This is a genomic window from Saccharopolyspora shandongensis (genome assembly GCF_900106995.1).
Taxonomy (GTDB): domain Bacteria; phylum Actinomycetota; class Actinomycetes; order Mycobacteriales; family Pseudonocardiaceae; genus Saccharopolyspora; species Saccharopolyspora shandongensis.
On record NZ_FNOK01000085.1, the window covers coordinates 1 to 17,369 of the forward strand.

The 17,369-nt window shown below is 71.0% G+C and carries 15 protein-coding genes and 1 pseudogene; 7 read left to right on the forward strand and 9 right to left on the reverse strand.

Annotated elements, in window-relative coordinates; translation table 11 throughout:
- Window positions 1–133: 133 nt before the first annotated feature.
- Window positions 134–301, reverse strand: coding sequence for a hypothetical protein (locus tag BLW84_RS48145; RefSeq protein WP_177227020.1), 168 nt, complete (start codon window positions 299–301; stop codon window positions 134–136).
- A gap of 93 nt (window positions 302–394) precedes the next feature.
- Here BLW84_RS48145 and fdhD point away from each other — a divergent pair, with 93 nt between their 5' ends.
- The gene (gene fdhD / locus BLW84_RS43130; protein ID WP_093278132.1) at window positions 395–1,228 is read left to right on the forward strand and encodes a formate dehydrogenase accessory sulfurtransferase FdhD; all 834 of its coding nucleotides are present in this window, start codon (window positions 395–397) and stop codon (window positions 1,226–1,228) included.
- A 136-nt stretch (window positions 1,229–1,364) separates the two neighbouring features.
- Window positions 1,365–2,714 (forward strand): MFS transporter, encoded by a 1,350-nt coding sequence (locus BLW84_RS43135; RefSeq protein WP_093278135.1) that lies wholly within the window; start codon window positions 1,365–1,367, stop codon window positions 2,712–2,714.
- Here BLW84_RS43135 and BLW84_RS43140 read toward each other — a convergent pair.
- Window positions 2,673–3,380 carry an IclR family transcriptional regulator gene (locus BLW84_RS43140; RefSeq protein WP_245761788.1) on the reverse strand — a complete coding sequence of 236 codons (708 nt, stop codon included), beginning with the start codon at window positions 3,378–3,380 and terminating at the stop codon, window positions 2,673–2,675. The genes BLW84_RS43135 and BLW84_RS43140 overlap by 42 nt on opposite strands.
- Window positions 3,381–3,458: 78 nt before the next feature.
- Between BLW84_RS43140 and BLW84_RS43145 the strand changes: the two genes are divergently transcribed.
- Window positions 3,459–4,013, forward strand: a complete 555-nt coding sequence (locus BLW84_RS43145) for a flavin reductase family protein (protein ID WP_245761789.1) — start codon at window positions 3,459–3,461, stop codon at window positions 4,011–4,013.
- A 27-nt stretch (window positions 4,014–4,040) separates the two neighbouring features.
- Window positions 4,041–5,492 (forward strand): 4-hydroxyphenylacetate 3-monooxygenase, oxygenase component, encoded by a 1,452-nt coding sequence (gene hpaB / locus BLW84_RS43150; RefSeq protein WP_093278137.1) that lies wholly within the window; start codon window positions 4,041–4,043, stop codon window positions 5,490–5,492.
- Between the two features lie 172 nt (window positions 5,493–5,664).
- On the opposite strand, the gene BLW84_RS43155 is transcribed toward hpaB, so the two are convergent.
- The 3 genes from BLW84_RS43155 to BLW84_RS43165 form a co-directional block, all read right to left on the reverse strand.
- A complete protein-coding gene (locus BLW84_RS43155) occupies window positions 5,665–6,447 on the reverse strand; it encodes a DeoR/GlpR family DNA-binding transcription regulator (RefSeq protein WP_218157727.1) in 783 nt (260 codons plus the stop codon).
- A gap of 222 nt (window positions 6,448–6,669) precedes the next feature.
- Window positions 6,670–7,662: a 4-hydroxythreonine-4-phosphate dehydrogenase PdxA gene (pdxA, locus tag BLW84_RS43160; protein ID WP_093278139.1), complete on the reverse strand. Its 993-nt coding sequence runs from the start codon at window positions 7,660–7,662 to the stop codon at window positions 6,670–6,672.
- Window positions 7,659–8,852 (reverse strand): four-carbon acid sugar kinase family protein, encoded by a 1,194-nt coding sequence (locus BLW84_RS43165; protein ID WP_143061325.1) that lies wholly within the window; start codon window positions 8,850–8,852, stop codon window positions 7,659–7,661. The genes pdxA and BLW84_RS43165 overlap by 4 nt, the downstream gene beginning before the upstream one ends.
- Window positions 8,853–8,996: 144 nt before the next feature.
- Between BLW84_RS43165 and BLW84_RS43170 the strand changes: the two are divergent.
- The 3 genes and pseudogenes from BLW84_RS43170 to BLW84_RS50055 all read left to right on the forward strand — a co-directional run.
- Window positions 8,997–9,236 (forward strand): annotated as a pseudogene (locus BLW84_RS43170) (GTP-binding protein); the annotation flags it as partial.
- A 393-nt stretch (window positions 9,237–9,629) separates the two neighbouring features.
- Window positions 9,630–11,198, forward strand: a complete 1,569-nt coding sequence (locus BLW84_RS43175; RefSeq protein WP_093278168.1) for a BCCT family transporter — start codon at window positions 9,630–9,632, stop codon at window positions 11,196–11,198.
- Window positions 11,199–11,361: 163 nt separating this feature from the next.
- A complete protein-coding gene (locus tag BLW84_RS50055) occupies window positions 11,362–11,487 on the forward strand; it encodes a hypothetical protein (protein ID WP_281247495.1) in 126 nt (41 codons plus the stop codon).
- 4 nt (window positions 11,488–11,491) lie between these two features.
- On the opposite strand, the gene BLW84_RS43180 is transcribed toward BLW84_RS50055, so the two are convergent.
- From BLW84_RS43180 to BLW84_RS43195, 4 genes are all read right to left on the reverse strand, one after another.
- Window positions 11,492–15,439 carry a HAMP domain-containing protein gene (locus BLW84_RS43180; RefSeq protein ID WP_093278143.1) on the reverse strand — a complete coding sequence of 1,316 codons (3,948 nt, stop codon included), beginning with the start codon at window positions 15,437–15,439 and terminating at the stop codon, window positions 11,492–11,494.
- A 17-nt stretch (window positions 15,440–15,456) separates the two neighbouring features.
- On the reverse strand, window positions 15,457–16,113 hold the full coding sequence (locus BLW84_RS43185) for a response regulator (RefSeq protein ID WP_093278145.1): 657 nt from the start codon (window positions 16,111–16,113) through the stop codon (window positions 15,457–15,459).
- Window positions 16,114–16,257: 144 nt separating this feature from the next.
- A complete protein-coding gene (locus BLW84_RS43190) occupies window positions 16,258–16,677 on the reverse strand; it encodes a CBS domain-containing protein (protein ID WP_093278146.1) in 420 nt (139 codons plus the stop codon).
- A gap of 300 nt (window positions 16,678–16,977) precedes the next feature.
- Window positions 16,978–17,223: a hypothetical protein gene (locus BLW84_RS43195; protein ID WP_093278147.1), complete on the reverse strand. Its 246-nt coding sequence runs from the start codon at window positions 17,221–17,223 to the stop codon at window positions 16,978–16,980.
- Between the last annotated feature and the right edge of the window lie 146 nt (window positions 17,224–17,369).

Sequence of the window (17,369 nt, forward strand, 5' to 3'; positions counted from 1 at the left end):
CTCGACTGGCCACCACACCCCTTGGCCTTCCTCGCGTACCAGGCGTTGATCAGCGTCGGATTCGCGATCGGATTCGTGTGGGTCCACGAACGGCTGCTGACGCGCGGTGCCCCGCGATGACGGCGGGTTCGGCTCAGCGCTCCCGGGCGACCTGCTCGGGTCGCGCGCCGCCGGACCGCCGTCGGTCCGCACGGCTGGATTCGATCGCGGCGGACGTGGCCAGCCCCAGCATGCGCCCGTCCGCCGCGTAACCGCGCGGCAGGCCGGCGAAATGCCTCAGCACGGAACGAAGTATCCGCATTCGGATACACCTCCTTTCTTGCATACAGTATCCCGACATTTGTCCGAATAGTGAAGCTCATGTGATCAGTAGCACCTGGATGGGTGATGCCCGGTGGGCCGCGTGACCAGCAGACGACCTGTCATCAACCTCCGCGACGGCACGCGCCGGGCACGCCCGGACACGCTCGTCACCGAGGAACCGCTGGAGATCCGCCTCGGCGGACGACCGCTGACGATCACCATGCGCACGCCCGGCGACGACTTCGACCTGGCCGCCGGGTTCCTGGTCTCCGAGGGCGCGGTGCGCCGCACCGGCGACCTGCTGGGCATCCGCTACTGCGCGGGCGCGACCAACGACGGCGCGAACACCTACAACGTGCTCGATGTGGCGCTCGCGCCCGGCACGGCCCCGCCGGAGAACTCGTTGCAGCGCAACTTCTACACCACTTCTTCCTGCGGCGTCTGCGGAAAGGCGAGCCTCGACGCGGTGCGCACCGTCGCGACCTGGCCGGTCCGCGACGAACCCGCCCCGCTGGACCCGGCCGTGCTGATCGAGCTCCCCGACCGATTGCGCGCCGCACAACGGATTTTCGACCGCACCGGCGGCCTGCACGCCGCCGGCCTGTTCAGCCTCGACGGCGAACTGCTGTGCCTGCGCGAGGACGTCGGGCGGCACAACGCGGTCGACAAGGTCGTCGGCTGGGCGCTGCGCGAGGACCGGTTGCCGCTGTCTGCGACGGTGCTCGTGGTCAGCGGCCGGGCGTCCTTCGAGCTGGTGCAGAAGGCCGTGATGGCCGGAATCCCCGTGCTGGCAGCCGTTTCCGCGCCCTCGTCGCTGGCCGTGGACCTCGCCGCGGAATCCGGCCTGACGCTGGTCGGGTTCCTGCGCGGCACCAGCATGAACGTCTACGCCGGGGCACACCGCCTGGGGCTGGTGCAGGCATGAGTAGCCCTGCGTCAACCTCAGCCCTCCTCGACCGCGCCCCAGGGGACCGTGACGCGAACCAGCCACGAGAAACCACGCAACGGGAGATCGGGCTGAACGCAACCACCACTGTGAATCGCGGAGAGGCGGACCAGTCATGAGCGGGCAGTGGGCGATGATCGGCCTGCACACGCCGAACCGCGAGGTCCGCGACCACCACGGCCGCCGCTACCGGGTGGGCGAAGTGCCGCGCGAGCTCATCGGGCGTTCCCGCACCGCGGTGCTCTGGCTGTGCTGGCTGCCGATGCTCCTCGTCGGCGCCATGCAGTACGCCTACGGCGCGGCGGTTCCCGCGCTGGCCGCCGGCGGCCACGACACCGGGAGCCTGTTCTGGGCACTGGCCGGATGGGCGGTTTTCCAGGCAGGTGCCGGTTTTCCGGTGGCGCACCTGCGGCAGCGCGACCGCGCCGGACCGCGCTCGGCGATGATCGCCGGCGCCTTCCTCTGCGCACTCGGCGTGCTCAGCCTGGCGCACGCGCACGCCTTCCCCGGCCTGCTCGCCGGGTACTCCGTGCTCGGCGGCACAGGTGCCGGACTGGTTTACGCCGCGTGCACTTCGACGGCGGCCAAGTGGTTCCCCGAGCGCGCCGCCTCCAGGGTCGGGTTCGTCACCGGAGCATTCGCGTACGGATCGGCGCCGTTCGTCCTCGCCCTGCTCACCGGGCCGTGGAACGTGACCGCGGCGCTGGACGTCTTCGCGCTCGTGCTGTTCGCCGCGGTGCTCGGCTGCGGCTTGCTGCTGGCCGACCCGCCGCGGCACTGGTGGCCCGCGCACCTCGATCCCCGCGAATGGGCCCTGGCCCGCACCAGACCGCCGGCAGCGCGGCAGTACTCGGCGGCCGAGGCTCTGCGCACACCGGCACTCCCGGTGATGGCAGCGTGCTTGTTCTGCGCCGCAACGGTTTCGCTGTTCAACGCGGCATTCCTGGTGCTGCTCGCCTCCGCCCTGGCGCCCGCTCCGGCAGCCGCCGCGTTCGTCGCGACCAACGGCGCCGGGCGGGCGCTGGCGATCCCCGTCGCCGACCGGATCGGCTACCGGCGCACGCTGCGCTGGGTGGTGACGATCCAGGCCATCGGCCAGATCCTGCTGCTGGCAGCGGTTTCGCAGGAATCGGTCGCGCTGGTGATCGCCGGTGCGACGGCGGCGGGGATCGGCGGCGGCGCGTTCTACCTGCTGTTCGCCGCGCTGGCCCGCGAGTACTTCGGCGAGCAGCGCAGCGCCGAGGTGCACGGGCTGATCTACAGCGCGAAGGCGCTCAGCGGCGTGGTCGGCATCGGCCTGGCCGCCATCGCCGTCGCGCAGTGGGGACCCCCGGCCGCGCTGCTGGCCGCAACGGCACTTTCGCTGGCCGCTTCGGCCTTGTGCGCGGCGCTGCGCCGTCCGGGAATGCCGAAGACGCTGCCGTCACCCGACCTGGGCGCCGATCGCGTTCGCGGCGACCTGTAGCCGCTCCGCCAGCTCGGCGGGCGCCCGGTCGCTCGACACGTAGACGACGGCCACCGCCGCGCAGGAACCGCGCGACAGGATCGGCACGGCCACCGAGGAAAGGCCCGGGATCACCTCGTCGCGGCTCGTCGCGTACCCCTGCCGACGAGCCTCGGCCACGCGCGCCGCGACGTCCTCCCCCAGCCCCTCCGCACCCAGCAGCGCGAGCAGCGCGACACCCGGCGCGCCGTGCTCCAGCGGATGCCGGGTGCCCGGGTGCTCGGCCACGGTCCCGGCCGCGCGCCGGGGTTCGACGCTGGCGAGCGTGATGCACTCGCCGTGGTCGTGCACCACCACGAAGCTGGTCATCGCCAGATCCGCTGCCACGGCAGCGAGTTCGGGCACCGCGACGCTCTGCAGGTCGCGGGCGACGCCGTGCGCCAGCACCGCCAACCCCGCACCCGGCGCGCAGCGCCCGGCGGAATCCCGTGCCACCAGGCGATGATCCTCCAGGGTGCGCACGATCCGGTAGACGATCGAGCGGTGCACGCCGAGGTCCGCGGCGATTTCGTCGATGCTGCGCGGTCGTTCCGCCGCGGCGAGCAGCTCCAGCACCTGGATGCCGCGCGACAGCGTCTGGGACCGCGCCCCGTCGTTCTTCGCCCGTTCGACCATGTCGGCGAACATAGCCGCCCACCCCTTGTGCCGCCGCTCACACGTCACTAGCGTTCCAAGAACGAACTGTGAATTCGATTATAGAACACGATGCCTTCGAACGCGGTCGAGCACGAGGTGGTGGTCGAGATGCCAAGACCGGAAACCGCGCGGTCGCCCGACGATGTCCACCACCGCCGGTTCCGGTCCTGCCTCGGGAGGTTCACCACCGGCGTCACGGTGGTCGCCTTCGACGGCCCGACCGGACGGCACGGCTTCACCGCCAACTCCTTCACCTCCGTGTCGATGGACCCGCCGCTGGTGCTGGTGAGCGTCGCGCGCGCGGCCAAGGCGCACGACGAACTGCCCGGCCGGCCGTTCACCATCAACGTGCTCGGCGCGGAGCAGCAGGCGCTGGCCATGCACTTCGCCGGGCGGCCGCAACTTGAACCTGCTTGGCTGGACGCGGGCTCGGCCCCGCGACTGGCGGGCGCGCTGGCGCACTTCGAGTGCCGCCCGCGGCAGACCTGCGAAGCGGGCGACCACACGTTGCACATCGGCGAGGTCGTCGACTTCGACTACCGCCGCGGCGACCTGCTCGGCTTCGCGTGCGGCCGCTTCGTCACCATCGCCGAACCCTCCCTAGGCCTGGAACACCTGCTCTGACCCAGAAACACGCAACCTGGAGGAACCATGGGCGCTCGTTCGGGACGGCAGTACCTCGACGACCTCGCACGGCGGCGCATCCACGTCCAGATCGACGGCGACACCACCATCGGTGGCACCCCGGACCACCCCGCGTTCGCCGGCGTCGCCCGCAGCTACGCCGGACTGTTCGACATGCAGGTCAGCCCCGAGTTCCAGGACGTGCTCACCTATCCGTCGCCGACCTCCGGCGACCGGGTGGGTACCTCGTTCCTGGTGCCCGAGAACGCCGCGGACCTCGCCCGGCGGCGCGAGGCGTTCCGCACCTGGGCCAACCACTCCTTCGGCATGCTCGGCCGCACCGGCGACTACCTGAACAGCTCGCTGATGGCGCTCGGCCGGGCGAAATCCTGGTTCGCGCAGGCCGATCCCGCCTTCGGCGAGAACATCGAGCGCTACTACCAGCAGGTCCGCGAGGAAGATCTGCTGCTCACCCACACGCTGATCCCGCCGCAGATCAACCGGAGCGTCAGCGGCGGCCAGCAGGGCGGCGGCGCGCTGATGGCGCACGTGGTGCGCGAGGACGACAACGGCATCGTCGTGCGCGGCGCGCGGATGCTGGCCACCATCGCCCCGATCTCCGACGAACTGCTGGTGTTCCCGTCCACCGTGCTGCGCGGGACCCCCGAGGACGAGCCCTACTCGTTCGCCTTCGCCATCCCCACCGACACCCCGGGCCTGCGCTTCGTGGCGCGCCAACCGCTGCACGGCAACCGCAGCGCCTTCGACGAGCCGCTGGCGTCCCGGTTCGAGGAGAGCGACTGCGTCGTGATCTTCGACGACGTGCACGTGCCCTACGAGCGGGTGTTCGTGCTGCGCGATCCCGAGCTGTGCAACGGTTTCTACTCCCGGACCGGCGCGACCACCCACATGACGCACCAGGTGGTGACGCGGACGGTGGCCAAGAGCGAGTTCTTCCTGGGACTGCTCTCAGAGCTGGCCGACGCCATCGGGATCGACGGCTTCCAGCACATCCAGCAGGACATCGCCGAGGTGATCAACGCGGTGGAGATCGGCAAGGCCCTGCTGCAGTCGGCGGAGTCCCAGGCGACGACGAACGAATTCGGCGTGCACACCCCGCTGTGGGCGCCGCTGAACACGGCCCGCAACTGGTATCCGAAGGCATCGCAGCGGTTCCCGGAGATCGTCCGCAAGTTCGCCGCCAGCGGCCTGATGGCGCTCCCCGGCGAGCAGGACGTCTTCGGCGCGGCCGCGTCGGACGTGGAGAAGTACTTGCAGGGCAAGGCGATCGACGGCCCGGAGCGGGTCCGCCTGTTCAAGCTGGCCTTCGACGCCAGCGCCTCGTCCTTCGCCGGCCGCCAGAACCTATACGAACACTTCTTCTTCGGCGACCCGGTCCGGATGGCGGGAGCCCTGGTGAACACCTACGACCGAACGGACCTCCGCAAGCGGATCCAGGACTTCCTGCACCGCGACTGACTCCCGGGCCGGCCTACCCGTCCGCCGCCTCGCCGCACTCATGCCCCGCGCCCGCTCCGCGGAGGTGCCCGGCGCGTCCGTGCTCTCGATGCTCGACGAGCCCGAAGCGGTCGCCCGCGAGCTCGGCGAGTTCCTCACCTGACGCATTCTTCTCGCGCCAGCGGCTTCCGCCTCACACCACGACGACCTCGGCACCCCGCAAGGCCCGGAACGGCGCCAGGTCGTCGTCGGTGGCGCCGCTGTCGGTCACCAGCGTCCAGGCCGCCGGCAGCGGGGCCCAGGCGTTGAACGGCGCCGCGCCCAGCTTGCTGCTGTCGGCGAGCACGAAGACCTCGCGGGCGCGGGCCATCATCTGCTCCTTCAGGCGGGTCTGCAGGAGGCTCGCCTCGCAGATGCCCAGCCGCGGATCGAGGCCGTCCGCGCCGAGGAAGACCATGTCGGCGGTCAGCCGCGACAGGGTGAGCTCGGCCAGCGGCCCGACGAAGCCCTGGCTGATGTGCCGCATCTCCCCCGCCAGCGCGATCACCTGCACCGCGTCGGCGTCCGCCAGCTCGGTGAGCACCGGGATGCCGTTGGTGATCACCGTCAGCCCGGCGCGGTCGCGCAGGTGGTGGGCGAGGCGGCCGGTGGTCGTTCCGGCATCCAGCAGCACCGTGTCCGGCGCGCCGATCCGCGCCGCCGCCCAGCGCGCGATGCGGTCCTTCTCCGCGGTGGCCAGCGCGGTGCGCTGACCGAGCGATGGTTCGGTCACCGTCGCGGGCATCGCGCCGCCGTAGGTGCGGGCCAGCTTGCCCTGCTCGGTCAGCAGCGAGAGGTCGCGGCGGATGGTGGACTGGGTGACCGCCAGGGATGCCGCGAGCTCCTCCACCTGCACCGCGCCCTGCTCGGTCACCAGTCGCTCGATCAACGCGCGTCGCTGGCCCGCGGACATCCGCTGCCCGAAATCAGTGCTCACCCCGCCATCCTCCCAGCAAGGAAATTCTTGGTAGCAATTTGCGTAGCGGTGCGGGTAGCGGAACCTCAGATGCCTTCTCGACTCCGGGATCCCCGACTTAATATGTATGCCCAATACGCGGCGCTGGGGCTGTCCTCGCGAGAAGACATCTGAGAACCCGCGGCGGTGCAAACTGAGTCCCACACCGCAAGCGGCTACCGCCGCTTACAAAACAGACCGAGGTCAGGGGCGGCGGGCGAGTGCCGCGCCCTGGCGCAGCGCCTCGACCATGCTGCCCGCCTCGGCCCGGCCGGTGCCCGCGATGTCGAAGGCCGTGCCGTGGTCCACCGAGGTGCGGATGACCGGCAGGCCCACCGTGATGTTCACCCCGGCCTCCAGGCCCAGGATCTTCACCGGCCCGTGCCCCTGGTCGTGGTACATGGCCACCACCAGGTCGAAATCCCCCCGGCCGGCGCGGAAGAACACCGTGTCGGCGGGCAGCGGGCCCTGCGCGTCGATGCCGTCCGCGCGGCAGGCCTCCAGCGCCGGGACGATCTTCTCCTCCTCCTCGCCGCGGCCGAACAACCCGTTCTCGCCGGCGTGCGGGTTGATCCCGCACACCGCGATCTTCGGCTCGGCGATGCCGGAATCGACCATCGTGCGGTGCCCGCGCCGGACGGTGCGCTCCACCAGGCCCGGATCGATGCGCTCGATGGCGTCGACCAGCCCGATGTGGGTGGTCACGTGGATGACCCGCACCTGGCCGGTGGACAGCATCATCGACACCTCCGGAACGCCGCACAGCTCGGCGAGCAGCTCGGTGTGCCCGGGGTAGCGGTGCCCCGCGGCGTGCAGCGCCGCCTTGTTCAGCGGCGCCGTGCAGATCGCCTGCACCTCCCCCGCCATCGCCAGCTCGGCCGCCTTCGCCACGTACCGGTAGGCGCCCTCGCCGGCCACTTCGGACAGTTCGCCGAACGGCAGGTCCGCCGGGATGATCCCGAGGTCCAGCACGTCGATCACGCCCGCCTCGCCGGTCGCCTCCGCCGGCGAGCCGACGGTCTTGAACCGCACGTCGACGCCGCAGATCTCGGCGGCCCTCGCCAGGCGCGCGGCGTCGCCGACAACCACGCACCGGGCCAGCCCGCGCACCTCGGGCTCCACGAGCGCGCGCACGACCACTTCTGGTCCCACGCCGGCCGCATCGCCCATCGTGACGGCAATCGTGGGCAGGTTCATCCGAGTCCCCTTCCGGAACGCACCGCCGCGATGGCCCGGTGCAGCGTCTCCGGCGTGCCGAAGCCGCCGGCCTTGGTGATGACGTAACCGGGCTGCGGCTCGGTGCGCGCGAGCACCACGCCCGGTTCCAGCTCGTTGAGCAGCCGCAGGCCCGTGACGCCGCGCCTGCTGAGCACCGCGCGAGCGGTCTCGCCGCCGGTGAGCACGAGCAGCTCGGCGTGTTCCGACGCCGGTGCGCAGACTTCGGCCAGGGCGGTGTTGACGCGGCGAGCCGAGCCGGCGTCGACCGGGCCCTCCACCGTGACGACGACGTCGCCGGTGGCCAGTTCGTCGCGCAACTGCTCGGACATCCGCGCCAGGGCGGCGGCGTTCGCGTCGAGCAGGTTCCGCACCGGTAATCGGCGGATGTGCGGGACCCGCTCGGCCAGGAAGTCCGCCTGTTCGCGCGAGATGTCGTTGGCGCTGCCGACCACCGCCAGCACGCGTCCGCCGACCGGCGGCGGGGGCTCGACCTCGCGGCCCGGCCGCAGCTGCTCGGCCAGCGCATCCGCCAACCCCGCCGAACCAACCCAGTGCGGCCGGCGACCACCTGCCGTCCCGGCCGTCACCACGGCCCGCAGGTCGTTCTCGGCCACGGCATCGCAGATCACGACGTCGGCCTCGGCGAGCAGTTCGGCGAGCTTCGCCCGCAGCGCCGCCGCGTTGCCGCGGATCGACGCGAGCGCCACGTGCCGCACCGCCAGCGGCTTGAGCGCCGAGGCGATGTCAACGGGCGGATCGGCGACCTCCGCGGCCCAGGAATCGGTGTGGTGCAAGGCGATTCCGCCGATGTGGACGACACCGCCCAGCACCGTGCGCCCGGTCGCCGGGGACGCCGGGCACAGCAGCACCCCGGCGCCGTCGGAGTGCTCGACGATCGCGCCGACCTCGGCGGCGAGGTTCCCGCGCAGCGTCGAGTCGATCTTCTTGAACACCACCCGCCCGGCGGCGTGCCCGCGCAGCGCCGCCGCGACGCGCTCGGCCGCCTGCACCGGTTCGAGGTGGCGACTGTCGGTGTCGGCGACGAACACCTCGGCGTCGCCGGTGTCGTCGAGTGCCAGCAGCGTGCGCATTTCGCGCAACGCGAAGGGAACGCCGGAATCACCGGCACCGCTGAGGTCATCGGCCACGACCAAGACTCGCGATCCCATGATCACCTGCTCTTCCGCTCACCGGAACACATCCGGCCGCCCCGTCGCGCGGCCGGCGCCGCGAGCTACACGATAGTGATCGCTGCGCGAATCACGCAATAGCGCGCAGAGCCGATGAGCACAACGCGCAGGACGTCGGGAATCGGTATCACGATCAAGTCCGCGGTCGTCTCGTTCGTCGTCGACGACATCGCGGTCAACCTGATCGACACACCCGGCCACCCGGACTTCATCGCCGAGGTGGAACGCGTGCTGGGCGTGCTCGACGGAGCCGTGCTCGTGGTCTCCGCCGTCGAGGGCGTGCAGGCGCAAACCCGCATCCTGCTGCGAACCCTGCGGCGGCCGGGCATTCCGACGCTCATCTTCGCGAACAAGATCGACCAAGTGCTGCAAGGCATTTCCGCGAGGCTCACCCCGGCGACCGTCCCCATGGGACGGTCGCGCGATCCCGGCACTTCCGGCGCCCAGCGGCCGTGTGCTCCGCCACACGACCGGCCGCCTCCACTGTGGCCGCACCCGGGTGCGGTATAGTTCCCGTTTCGGCGGCGGGCTTTTTCCGCGCGGCAGTTGCCCGGTCCGCCAGCATCGAGGTCCGACGGGCCTCCGGCCGCGATCTCCTACAGGAAGAGCCTCCACCAGCCTCCACCCATGCGCCCGCCGTCGCACGCGCTCCGCGCGTCCGGGTCCGCGGCGCTTTCCTCACTCTTCCTGCTCGGGTGGCTGCGCCGGATGCGCGCGCCCGGGACGGGTCCGAACCTTTCCACTGGAGTCGACCTCATGGCACGAACCAGCACGCCCCCGGCCAATCGGCTGGGCGTGGTCTTCTACACATCGGTGGCGCTGTGCGCCCTGTTCGTCGGTTGGGCCACCCTGTTCACCGACAGCCTCGACGCGGTCACCGGCGCCGCGCTGAACTGGATCACCGGCTCGTTCGGCTGGGTCTACCTGGTCGCCAGCCTGGCCATGCTGGGTTTCCTCGCGGTGCTGGCCACCACGCGCTACGGCCGCATCCGGCTGGGCGCCGACACCGACCGGCCGGAGTTCGGCACGCTGAGCTGGCTGGCCATGATCCTGGCCGCGGTGATGGGCATCGGCCTGGTCTCCTACGGGGTGTCCGAGCCGATCAGCCACTTCGTGACCCCGCCGCACGGGCTGGCGCAGCCGGGCACCAAGCACGCGGCCGTGGTCGCGATGCAGTACTCGTTCTTCGACTGGGGCCTGCACGCCTGGGCGATCTTCGCGGTGTTCGGCATCGCGCTCGGCTACTCCACCCACCGCAAGGGCCGCAAGGGCCTGGTCAGCCCGATGCTGCGGCCGCTGCTCGGCGACCGCGTCGAGGGCCCGCTCGGCAAGGCCATCGACGTGCTGGCGATCTTCGCGACGCTGTTCGGCACGACCACGTCGCTGGGGCTCGGCGCGCTGCAGATCAACGGCGGGCTGTCCAGGCTGTTCGGCGTCCCGGGCGGCACCGGCACGCAGATCCTGATCATCGCGGTCGTCACGCTGCTGTTCACCATCTCCGCGATCACCGGGCTGCACAAGGGAATCCGGTTCCTCAGCGAGACCAGCATGGGCCTGGCGGTGCTGCTGTTCGGCTTCGTGCTGCTGCTCGGGCCGACCGGTTTCGTGCTCAACCTGCTGGTGGAATCGCTCGGCCAGTACACAGGCGACTTCATCCCGATGAGCCTGCGCACCGGGATCTTCGGCGAGCTGGAGTGGATGCAGAGCTGGACGTACTTCATGCTCGCCTGGTGGATCTCCTGGGGCGCGTTCGTCGGCGTGTTCCTGGCCCGCATCTCGAAGGGCCGCACCATCCGCGAGTTCGTGATCGCCGTGCTCGGCGTGCCCAGCGCGGTGTTCTTCCTCTGGTTCACCGCCTTCGGCGGTACGGCGATCTTCGAGGACGCCTTCCGCGGCGGGCAGGTGGCGCAGGCCGCGGCGGCGGACTCCAACAACGCGATCTTCGCGATGCTGGAAACGCTGCCGTGGCCGACGATCACGTCGCTGATCGCGATGTCGCTGGTGCTGCTGTTCTTCGTCTCCGGCGCGGACGCCAACACCTTCGTGCTGAGCATGCTGTCCTCCGACGGGCACGCCCGGCCGCGGACGTCGGTGCTGGCGCTGTGGGGCGGGCTCACCGGCCTGACCGCGATCGTGCTGCTGGTCGCCGGCGGGCTCGACGCGCTGCAGAACACGGTGATCGTCACGGCCGCGCCGTTCGTGCTGGTGATGCTCGCGCTGGCGGTCTCGCTGTGGCGGGAGCTGCGCCAGGACCCGCTGATCGCGGCGCCGCCGGAGAAGGAACCGGTGGCGGTCGCGGCAGGGCCGAAAGACCCGGAAGTGTGACGTTCGCCGACCGCCGGGGGCGCTGGAACGCCCCTGGCGGCACACCGGCAACAGCCGCCCCGGCCGTTGCCGGCTATGGCGGGCCCGGGCCACCGGAGGGTCTTCCACCTGCGGTTATGGTTGTCGGCAACAGCCTGCGAGCTATCAGAGTTGGGACATCGACATGGCTGATCCACACGGCATCGACCACTTCGACGCGACGTTCGCGCGCGACCTCGCGTGGGCCCAGCGGCTCCGCGAGCAGCTCGCCGAGATGCCGACAGTCGAAGAGCCGGAGCAGGTCGACTGACCCCTCAAAGCTCGGGGGCGCGGCCGGCCGGTAGGTGCTCGGCCAACCGCTCCAGAAGCTTGCCGACGTCGACGGGCTTGCTCAGGCACTCGTTGGCGCCCGCCGCGATGCTCGCCTCCCGGTCGCCCTTCATCGCCTTCGCCGTGATCGCGACGATCGCCAGGTCCCGGTGGCGCGGCATCTCCCGGATGATCCGGATGGTGGCGTTGCCGTCCATCTCCGGCATCATCACGTCCATCAGCACGATCACGATGTCGCCGTGCTGCTGCAGGGCGTTCAGCCCGGCCAGCGCGTTGTCCGCGTGCACCACCTGCAGGCCGTGCTGCTCCAGCAGCAGCGTCATCGCCTGCACGCTCCGGTAGTCGTCGTCGACGACCAGCACCTTCTCCCCGTTGAACTGCAGTGACGCGTGTTCCTCCGGCTCGTCGGTGTGCAGCATGTGCTGGTGGCCCTCCTGCCGGATCAGCTCAGTGGACCGCATCGGCGGGTCGATGCCCTCGGCCGACACGTCCAGGCTGCTCTCCGCCGCGCTCGGCACGTGGGGGCGCGGCAGGCGCTCCGGCTCGGCCACCGGCTCGACGAGCTCCGCGGGCCTGCTCAGCGGCGGCTCGACCGGCAGGTACAGCGTGAAGGTGCTGCCCTCGCCCGGCTCGCTCTGCACCTGGAGTTCGCCGCCGAGCAGCGTGGTCAGCTCGCGGCTGATGGACAGGCCCAGGCCGGTGCCGCCGTACTTGCGCACCGTGGTGCCGTCCACCTGCTGGAACGCCTCGAAGATCAGGTTCAGCTTGTCGGCCGGGATGCCGATCCCGGTGTCGCGCACCGAGAACGCCAGCCGCTGCCGGGCGTGGCGCAGCGCCTGGGTGTGCACCTCGGAGGGCTGCGCCAGGCGGATCCGCAGCTCGACGCCGCCCCGGTCGGTGAACTTGACCGCGTTGGACAGCAGGTTCCGCACGATCTGCTCCAGCCGGTTGCGGTCGGTTCGCAGGGTCTGCTGCACCGACGGCGCCACGGAAACCCGGAAGTCCAGGCCCTTGTCCGCCGCCAGCGGCCGGTACAGCGACTCCACGTGCGCGGCCAGATCGGCCAGCTCGACGTCCTCGGGCAGCAGGTGCATCTGACCTGCCTCCACTTTGGACAGGTCCAGCACGTCGTTGATCAGCTGCAGCAGGTCGGTGCCCGCCTGGTGCACGGTCTTGGCCAGGTCCACCTGCTGCGGGGTGAGGTTGCCCTCCATGTTGTCGGCCAGCAGCTTGGCGAGGATCAGCACGCTGTTCAGCGGGGTGCGCAGCTCGTGCGACATGTTGGCCAGGAACTCCGACTTGTAGGCCGAGGCCTGCGACAGCTGCCGGGCCCGCTCCTCCAGCTCCTGGCGGGCCTGCTCGATCTCGATGTTCTTCAGCTCGATGTCCCGGTTGCGGCTGGCCAGCAGCGCCGCCTTCTCCTCCAGTTCGGTGTTGGAGCGCTGCAGCTCGTTCTGCTGCTGCTGCAACTGCTCGGACCGCGCCTGCAGCTCCTTGGCCAGGTGCTGGGACTCGGCCAGCAGCGCCTCGGTACGTGAGTTCACGACGATCGTGTTGACGTCGACGCCGATGGTCTCCTTCAGCCGTTCCAGCAGGTCCAGGTGCACCGGGGTGAACACGTTGACCGACCCCAGCTCGATCACCGCCAGCACCTCGCCCTCGAACAGCACCGGCACGATCGCCACGTTGGTGGGCGCGGTGCCGCCGAGCCCGGAACTGATCCGGATGTAGCCCGGCGGCGCGTCGGAGACCAGGATCGACTTGCGGTCCGCGGCGACCTGCCCGACCAGCGACTCGCCCAGCTCGAAGCGCAGCGGCGGGCGGCCGTTGCGGTCGCCGGGGCGGCCGTAGGCGGCGGTCCGCTCCAGGATGCTGCGGCCGTCCTCCCCCGCCCGCCGCAGGAAGAACGCGCCGTACTGGGCCGACACCAGCGGCGCCAGCTCGGTCATGATCAGCTTGGCGAGGGCGTCCAGGTCGTGCTGGCCCTGCATCAGCGCCGAGATCCGGGCCAGGTTCGTCTTCAGCCAGTCCTGCTCCTGGTTGTCCTTGGTGGTCTCCTTGAGGTTGCTGATCATCGCGTTGATGTTGTCCTTGAGCTCCGCGACCTCGCCGGAGGCGTCCACGGTGATCTGCCGGGTCAGGTCGCCCTCGGTGACCGCGGTGGCCACCTGCGCGATGGCGCGCACCTGGGTGGTGAGGTTGAGGGCCAGCCGGTTGACGCTCTCGGTCAGCCGCCGCCAGGTGCCGGAGACGTCGGCGACCTCGGCCTGCCCGCCGAGCTTGCCCTCGGTGCCGACCTCGCGGGCCACCCGGGTGACCTCGGCGGCGAACGCCGACAGCTGGTCGACCATCGTGTTGATGGTGGTCTTGAGCTCCAGGATCTCGCCGCGAGCGTCGACGTCGATCTTCTTGGACAGGTCGCCGCGGGCCACGGCGGTGGTCACCTGCGCGATGTTGCGCACCTGGTTGGTCAGGTTGCGGGCCATGATGTTGACGTTGTCGGTGAGGTCCTTCCAGGTGCCCGCCACGTTGGGCACCCTGGCCTGGCCGCCGAGGATGCCCTCGGTGCCGACCTCGCGGGCGACGAGCGTGACCTGCTCGGCGAACGCGCGCAGCGTCTCGACCATCCCGTTGATCGTCTCGGCCAGCGCGGCGACCTCGCCCTTGGCCTCCACCATGATCTTCTTCGACAGGTCGCCGCGCGCCACCGCGGTGGTCACCTGCGCGATGTTGCGCACCTGGATGGTCAGGTTGTCGGCCATGATGTTGACGTTGTCGGTGAGGTCCTTCCAGGTGCCCGCCACGCCGTGCACCCGCGCCTGGCCGCCGAGCTTGCCCTCGGTGCCGACCTCGCGGGCCACCCGGGTGACCTCGTCGGCGAACGCCGACAGCTGGTCGACCATCGTGTTGAGGGTGTTCTTCAGCTGCAGGATCTCGCCGCGGGCGTCGACGTCGATCTTCTGCGTCAGGTCGCCCCGGGCGACCGCGGTGGCGACCTGCGCGATGTTGCGGACCTGCACGGTGAGGTTGTTGGCCATGAAGTTCACCGAGTCGACCAGCCCGCGCCAGGTACCGGCCGCGCCGGGCACCTCGGCCTGCCCGCCCAGCCGGCCCTCGCTGGCCACCTCCCGGGCCACCCGGGTGACCTCCTCCGCGAACGCCGACAGCTGGTCGACCATCGTGTTGATGGTCTCCTTGAGCTCCCGCGTCTCGCCGGAGACCTCGACGGTGATCTTGCGGGTCAGGTCGCCGGCGGCGACCGCCTTCGCGACGTGCGAGATGTCGCGAAGCTGGCCGGTGAGGTCTGCGGCCATCCCGTTGACCGTGTCGGCCAGGTCCCGCCAGGTGCCCACCAGGCCCGGGACCTGCGCCTGGCCGCCGAGCTTGCCCTCGGTGCCGATCTCCCGCGCGACCCTGGTGATCTCCTGGGCGAACAGCGACAGCTGGTCCAGCATGTCGTTGACGGCCCCGCTGAGCCCGGCCAGCTCGCCGGGCAGCGCGGCGTCCGCGGCGCGCCGCGGCATCCGCTGCGACAGGTCGCCGCGGGTCAGCGCCCCCAGCACCCGGTTCAGCTCGGCCATCGGCGCCACCAGGGTGCTGATCATCGCGTTCACCGAGTTCGCGGCGACCGTCCAGCCGCCTTGCGAGGAGCCGTCGAAGTCGATCTGCGGGATCGGCCAGTCACCCCGCTCCGCGGCGACGCCGACCCGCTGCAGCTCGCCGACCAGGAACTGGTTGCGCTCGGCGAGCTCGTTGAACACGGTGGCGATCTCGGTCGCCAGGCCGCCGCCGGAGAACACCAGGCGGCGGCGGAAGTTGCCGTCCCGCAGTTCGCGCAGCCCGATCAGCAGACGTGTCAGCAGCACCTCATCGCTCACCGGTCCGGTGAGGGCGACCTCCGCGGACGGGACGTCCGACGGCTGTGACGACATGACGGCCTCCGCCCCGCTCAGCGCTTGCCGCGCGAATCGCGGTCCAGCCGCAGCTCGGTGGCCAGGACCGCGGCCTCGCTGCGGTGCCGCATGGCCAGCTTCGCCAGCATCTGGGACACGTAGTTCTTGATGGTCTTCTCGGCGAGGAACATGCGGCCGGCGATCTCCCGGTTGGTGAGCCCCTCGCCGATCAGTTCCAGCACCTGCCGCTCGCGGGCGGTCAGCTCGCGCAGCGGGTCGGCCTGTGCTTGCTCGCGGCGCAGCCAGGCCAGCATCGCCTCGGTCTTCTTGGGGCTCAGCAGCGACTCCCCGGCCCCGGCGGTGCGGATGGCGGTGACCAGCTCCTCGCTGACCACGCCCTTGAGCACGAACCCGGCGGCGCCGGCCATGATCGCGTCCATCAGGGCGTCGTGGTCGTCGAAGGAGGTCAGCATCAGGCAGCGCAGCTCGGGCAGCTGCGACTGCAGTTCGCGGCACAGCTCGACGCCGTTGCCGTCGGGCAGCCGCACGTCCAGGACGGCTACCTGCGGCTGCGCCCGCGGTACCCAGGCCAGCGCCTCGGCGACCGTCGCGGCCTCGCCGACCAGTTCCAGGTCGTCCTCCGCGGCCACCAGCGCGGCGATTCCCCGCCGGATCACATCGTGGTCGTCGACCACGAAGACGCGTGTGGTCATCTGGTATCCCCGCCCCCTTCGCGCCGAACTCCTAGGGAGGGCACTGACCAGGATAAATAGCTCGTCTGCGGGGCGCTGGCCGGAACGTGCCGGAGCTGGGCGACCGCCGGCACCCGGCCGCGACCGGGCGCCGGGCGAGGGAGCTCACTTCATCGCGTAGACGCTCTCCACGAAGTGCGCCAGCTGCTCGTCGGTCAGGTGCCGGGCGAGGTCGGCCTCGCTGATCATGCCGACCAGCCGGTGGTCGGCGATCACCGGCAACCGCCGGATCTGGTGCTCCTCCATCATCGAGAGCACCTTGCCGACGTCGGAGCCGGCGTCGACCCAGTACGGCTTGCCCTGGGCCAGCTCGCCGGCCTTCATCTCGGCGGGGTTGCGGCCCTCGGCGCAGCAGCGCAGGACGATGTCGCGGTCGGTGATAATGCCGTGCAGCCGGTCGTCCCGGCCGCAGATCGGCAGCGACCCGACCTTCAGGTCGCGCATCATCTGCGCGGCCGTGTACAGGCTGTCGTCCTCGCCGATGCATCGAGCCCCGGCATGCATGATGTCGCGCGCAGTGGTCATGGCTGATCCTTTCGACTGCGGTGCTGGGCTGCCCTCGCACTACCCGCCCCGCTGCCCGGCGAAACCGCAGCCGGGAGCACGACGCGGGCCGTGCGCGCGGGCGGCGGGAGGGGCGCCCGCGACGGCGCGCGACCCGCCGCGGGCACCGGCCCTCGACCACCGGCCAGAACGCTCCACTGTGGTCCTCGTGGCCGTGAATCCTCCGCACACCAGCAGGATCGGGTTCGCGGTCCGCGACGATCCGCGCCCGGCGCGGCCCGAAAGTCGCGGAACTCCAGCCACCCCAACGATCATGACCGGTCAGTACTCGTGCATGTACCGGTCGAACGCGGCGTTGGCCGCCGCCCACTCGTGGGTGATCAGCTCGGTCGGCACGCCCGGGCGCGGCTCGGCGTCCACGGTGACGACGAACCCCGGCTCGGAGACCCGGCGGCGCAGCTGCACCAGGCACCCGCCCGCCGAGCGGCCGAACCGCTCCCCGTTGTCCTTGGACTCGACCTGGCCCGGTTGCAGGGCGGACAGGTCGTCGTTCGGGTTTTCCGCCATGCGCCCGTTTGTAGCCCAATCCGGCAATCCCGGCACGCCGCCGCCGGCCGGTTCGAACAGGCGTGCCCGCGCCGCGCGCGGAAGGCCCGAGATCGGCACCTCGACCCGGTGCCGCGACTACACTGCGTCGCGAAACGCGCGAGGCC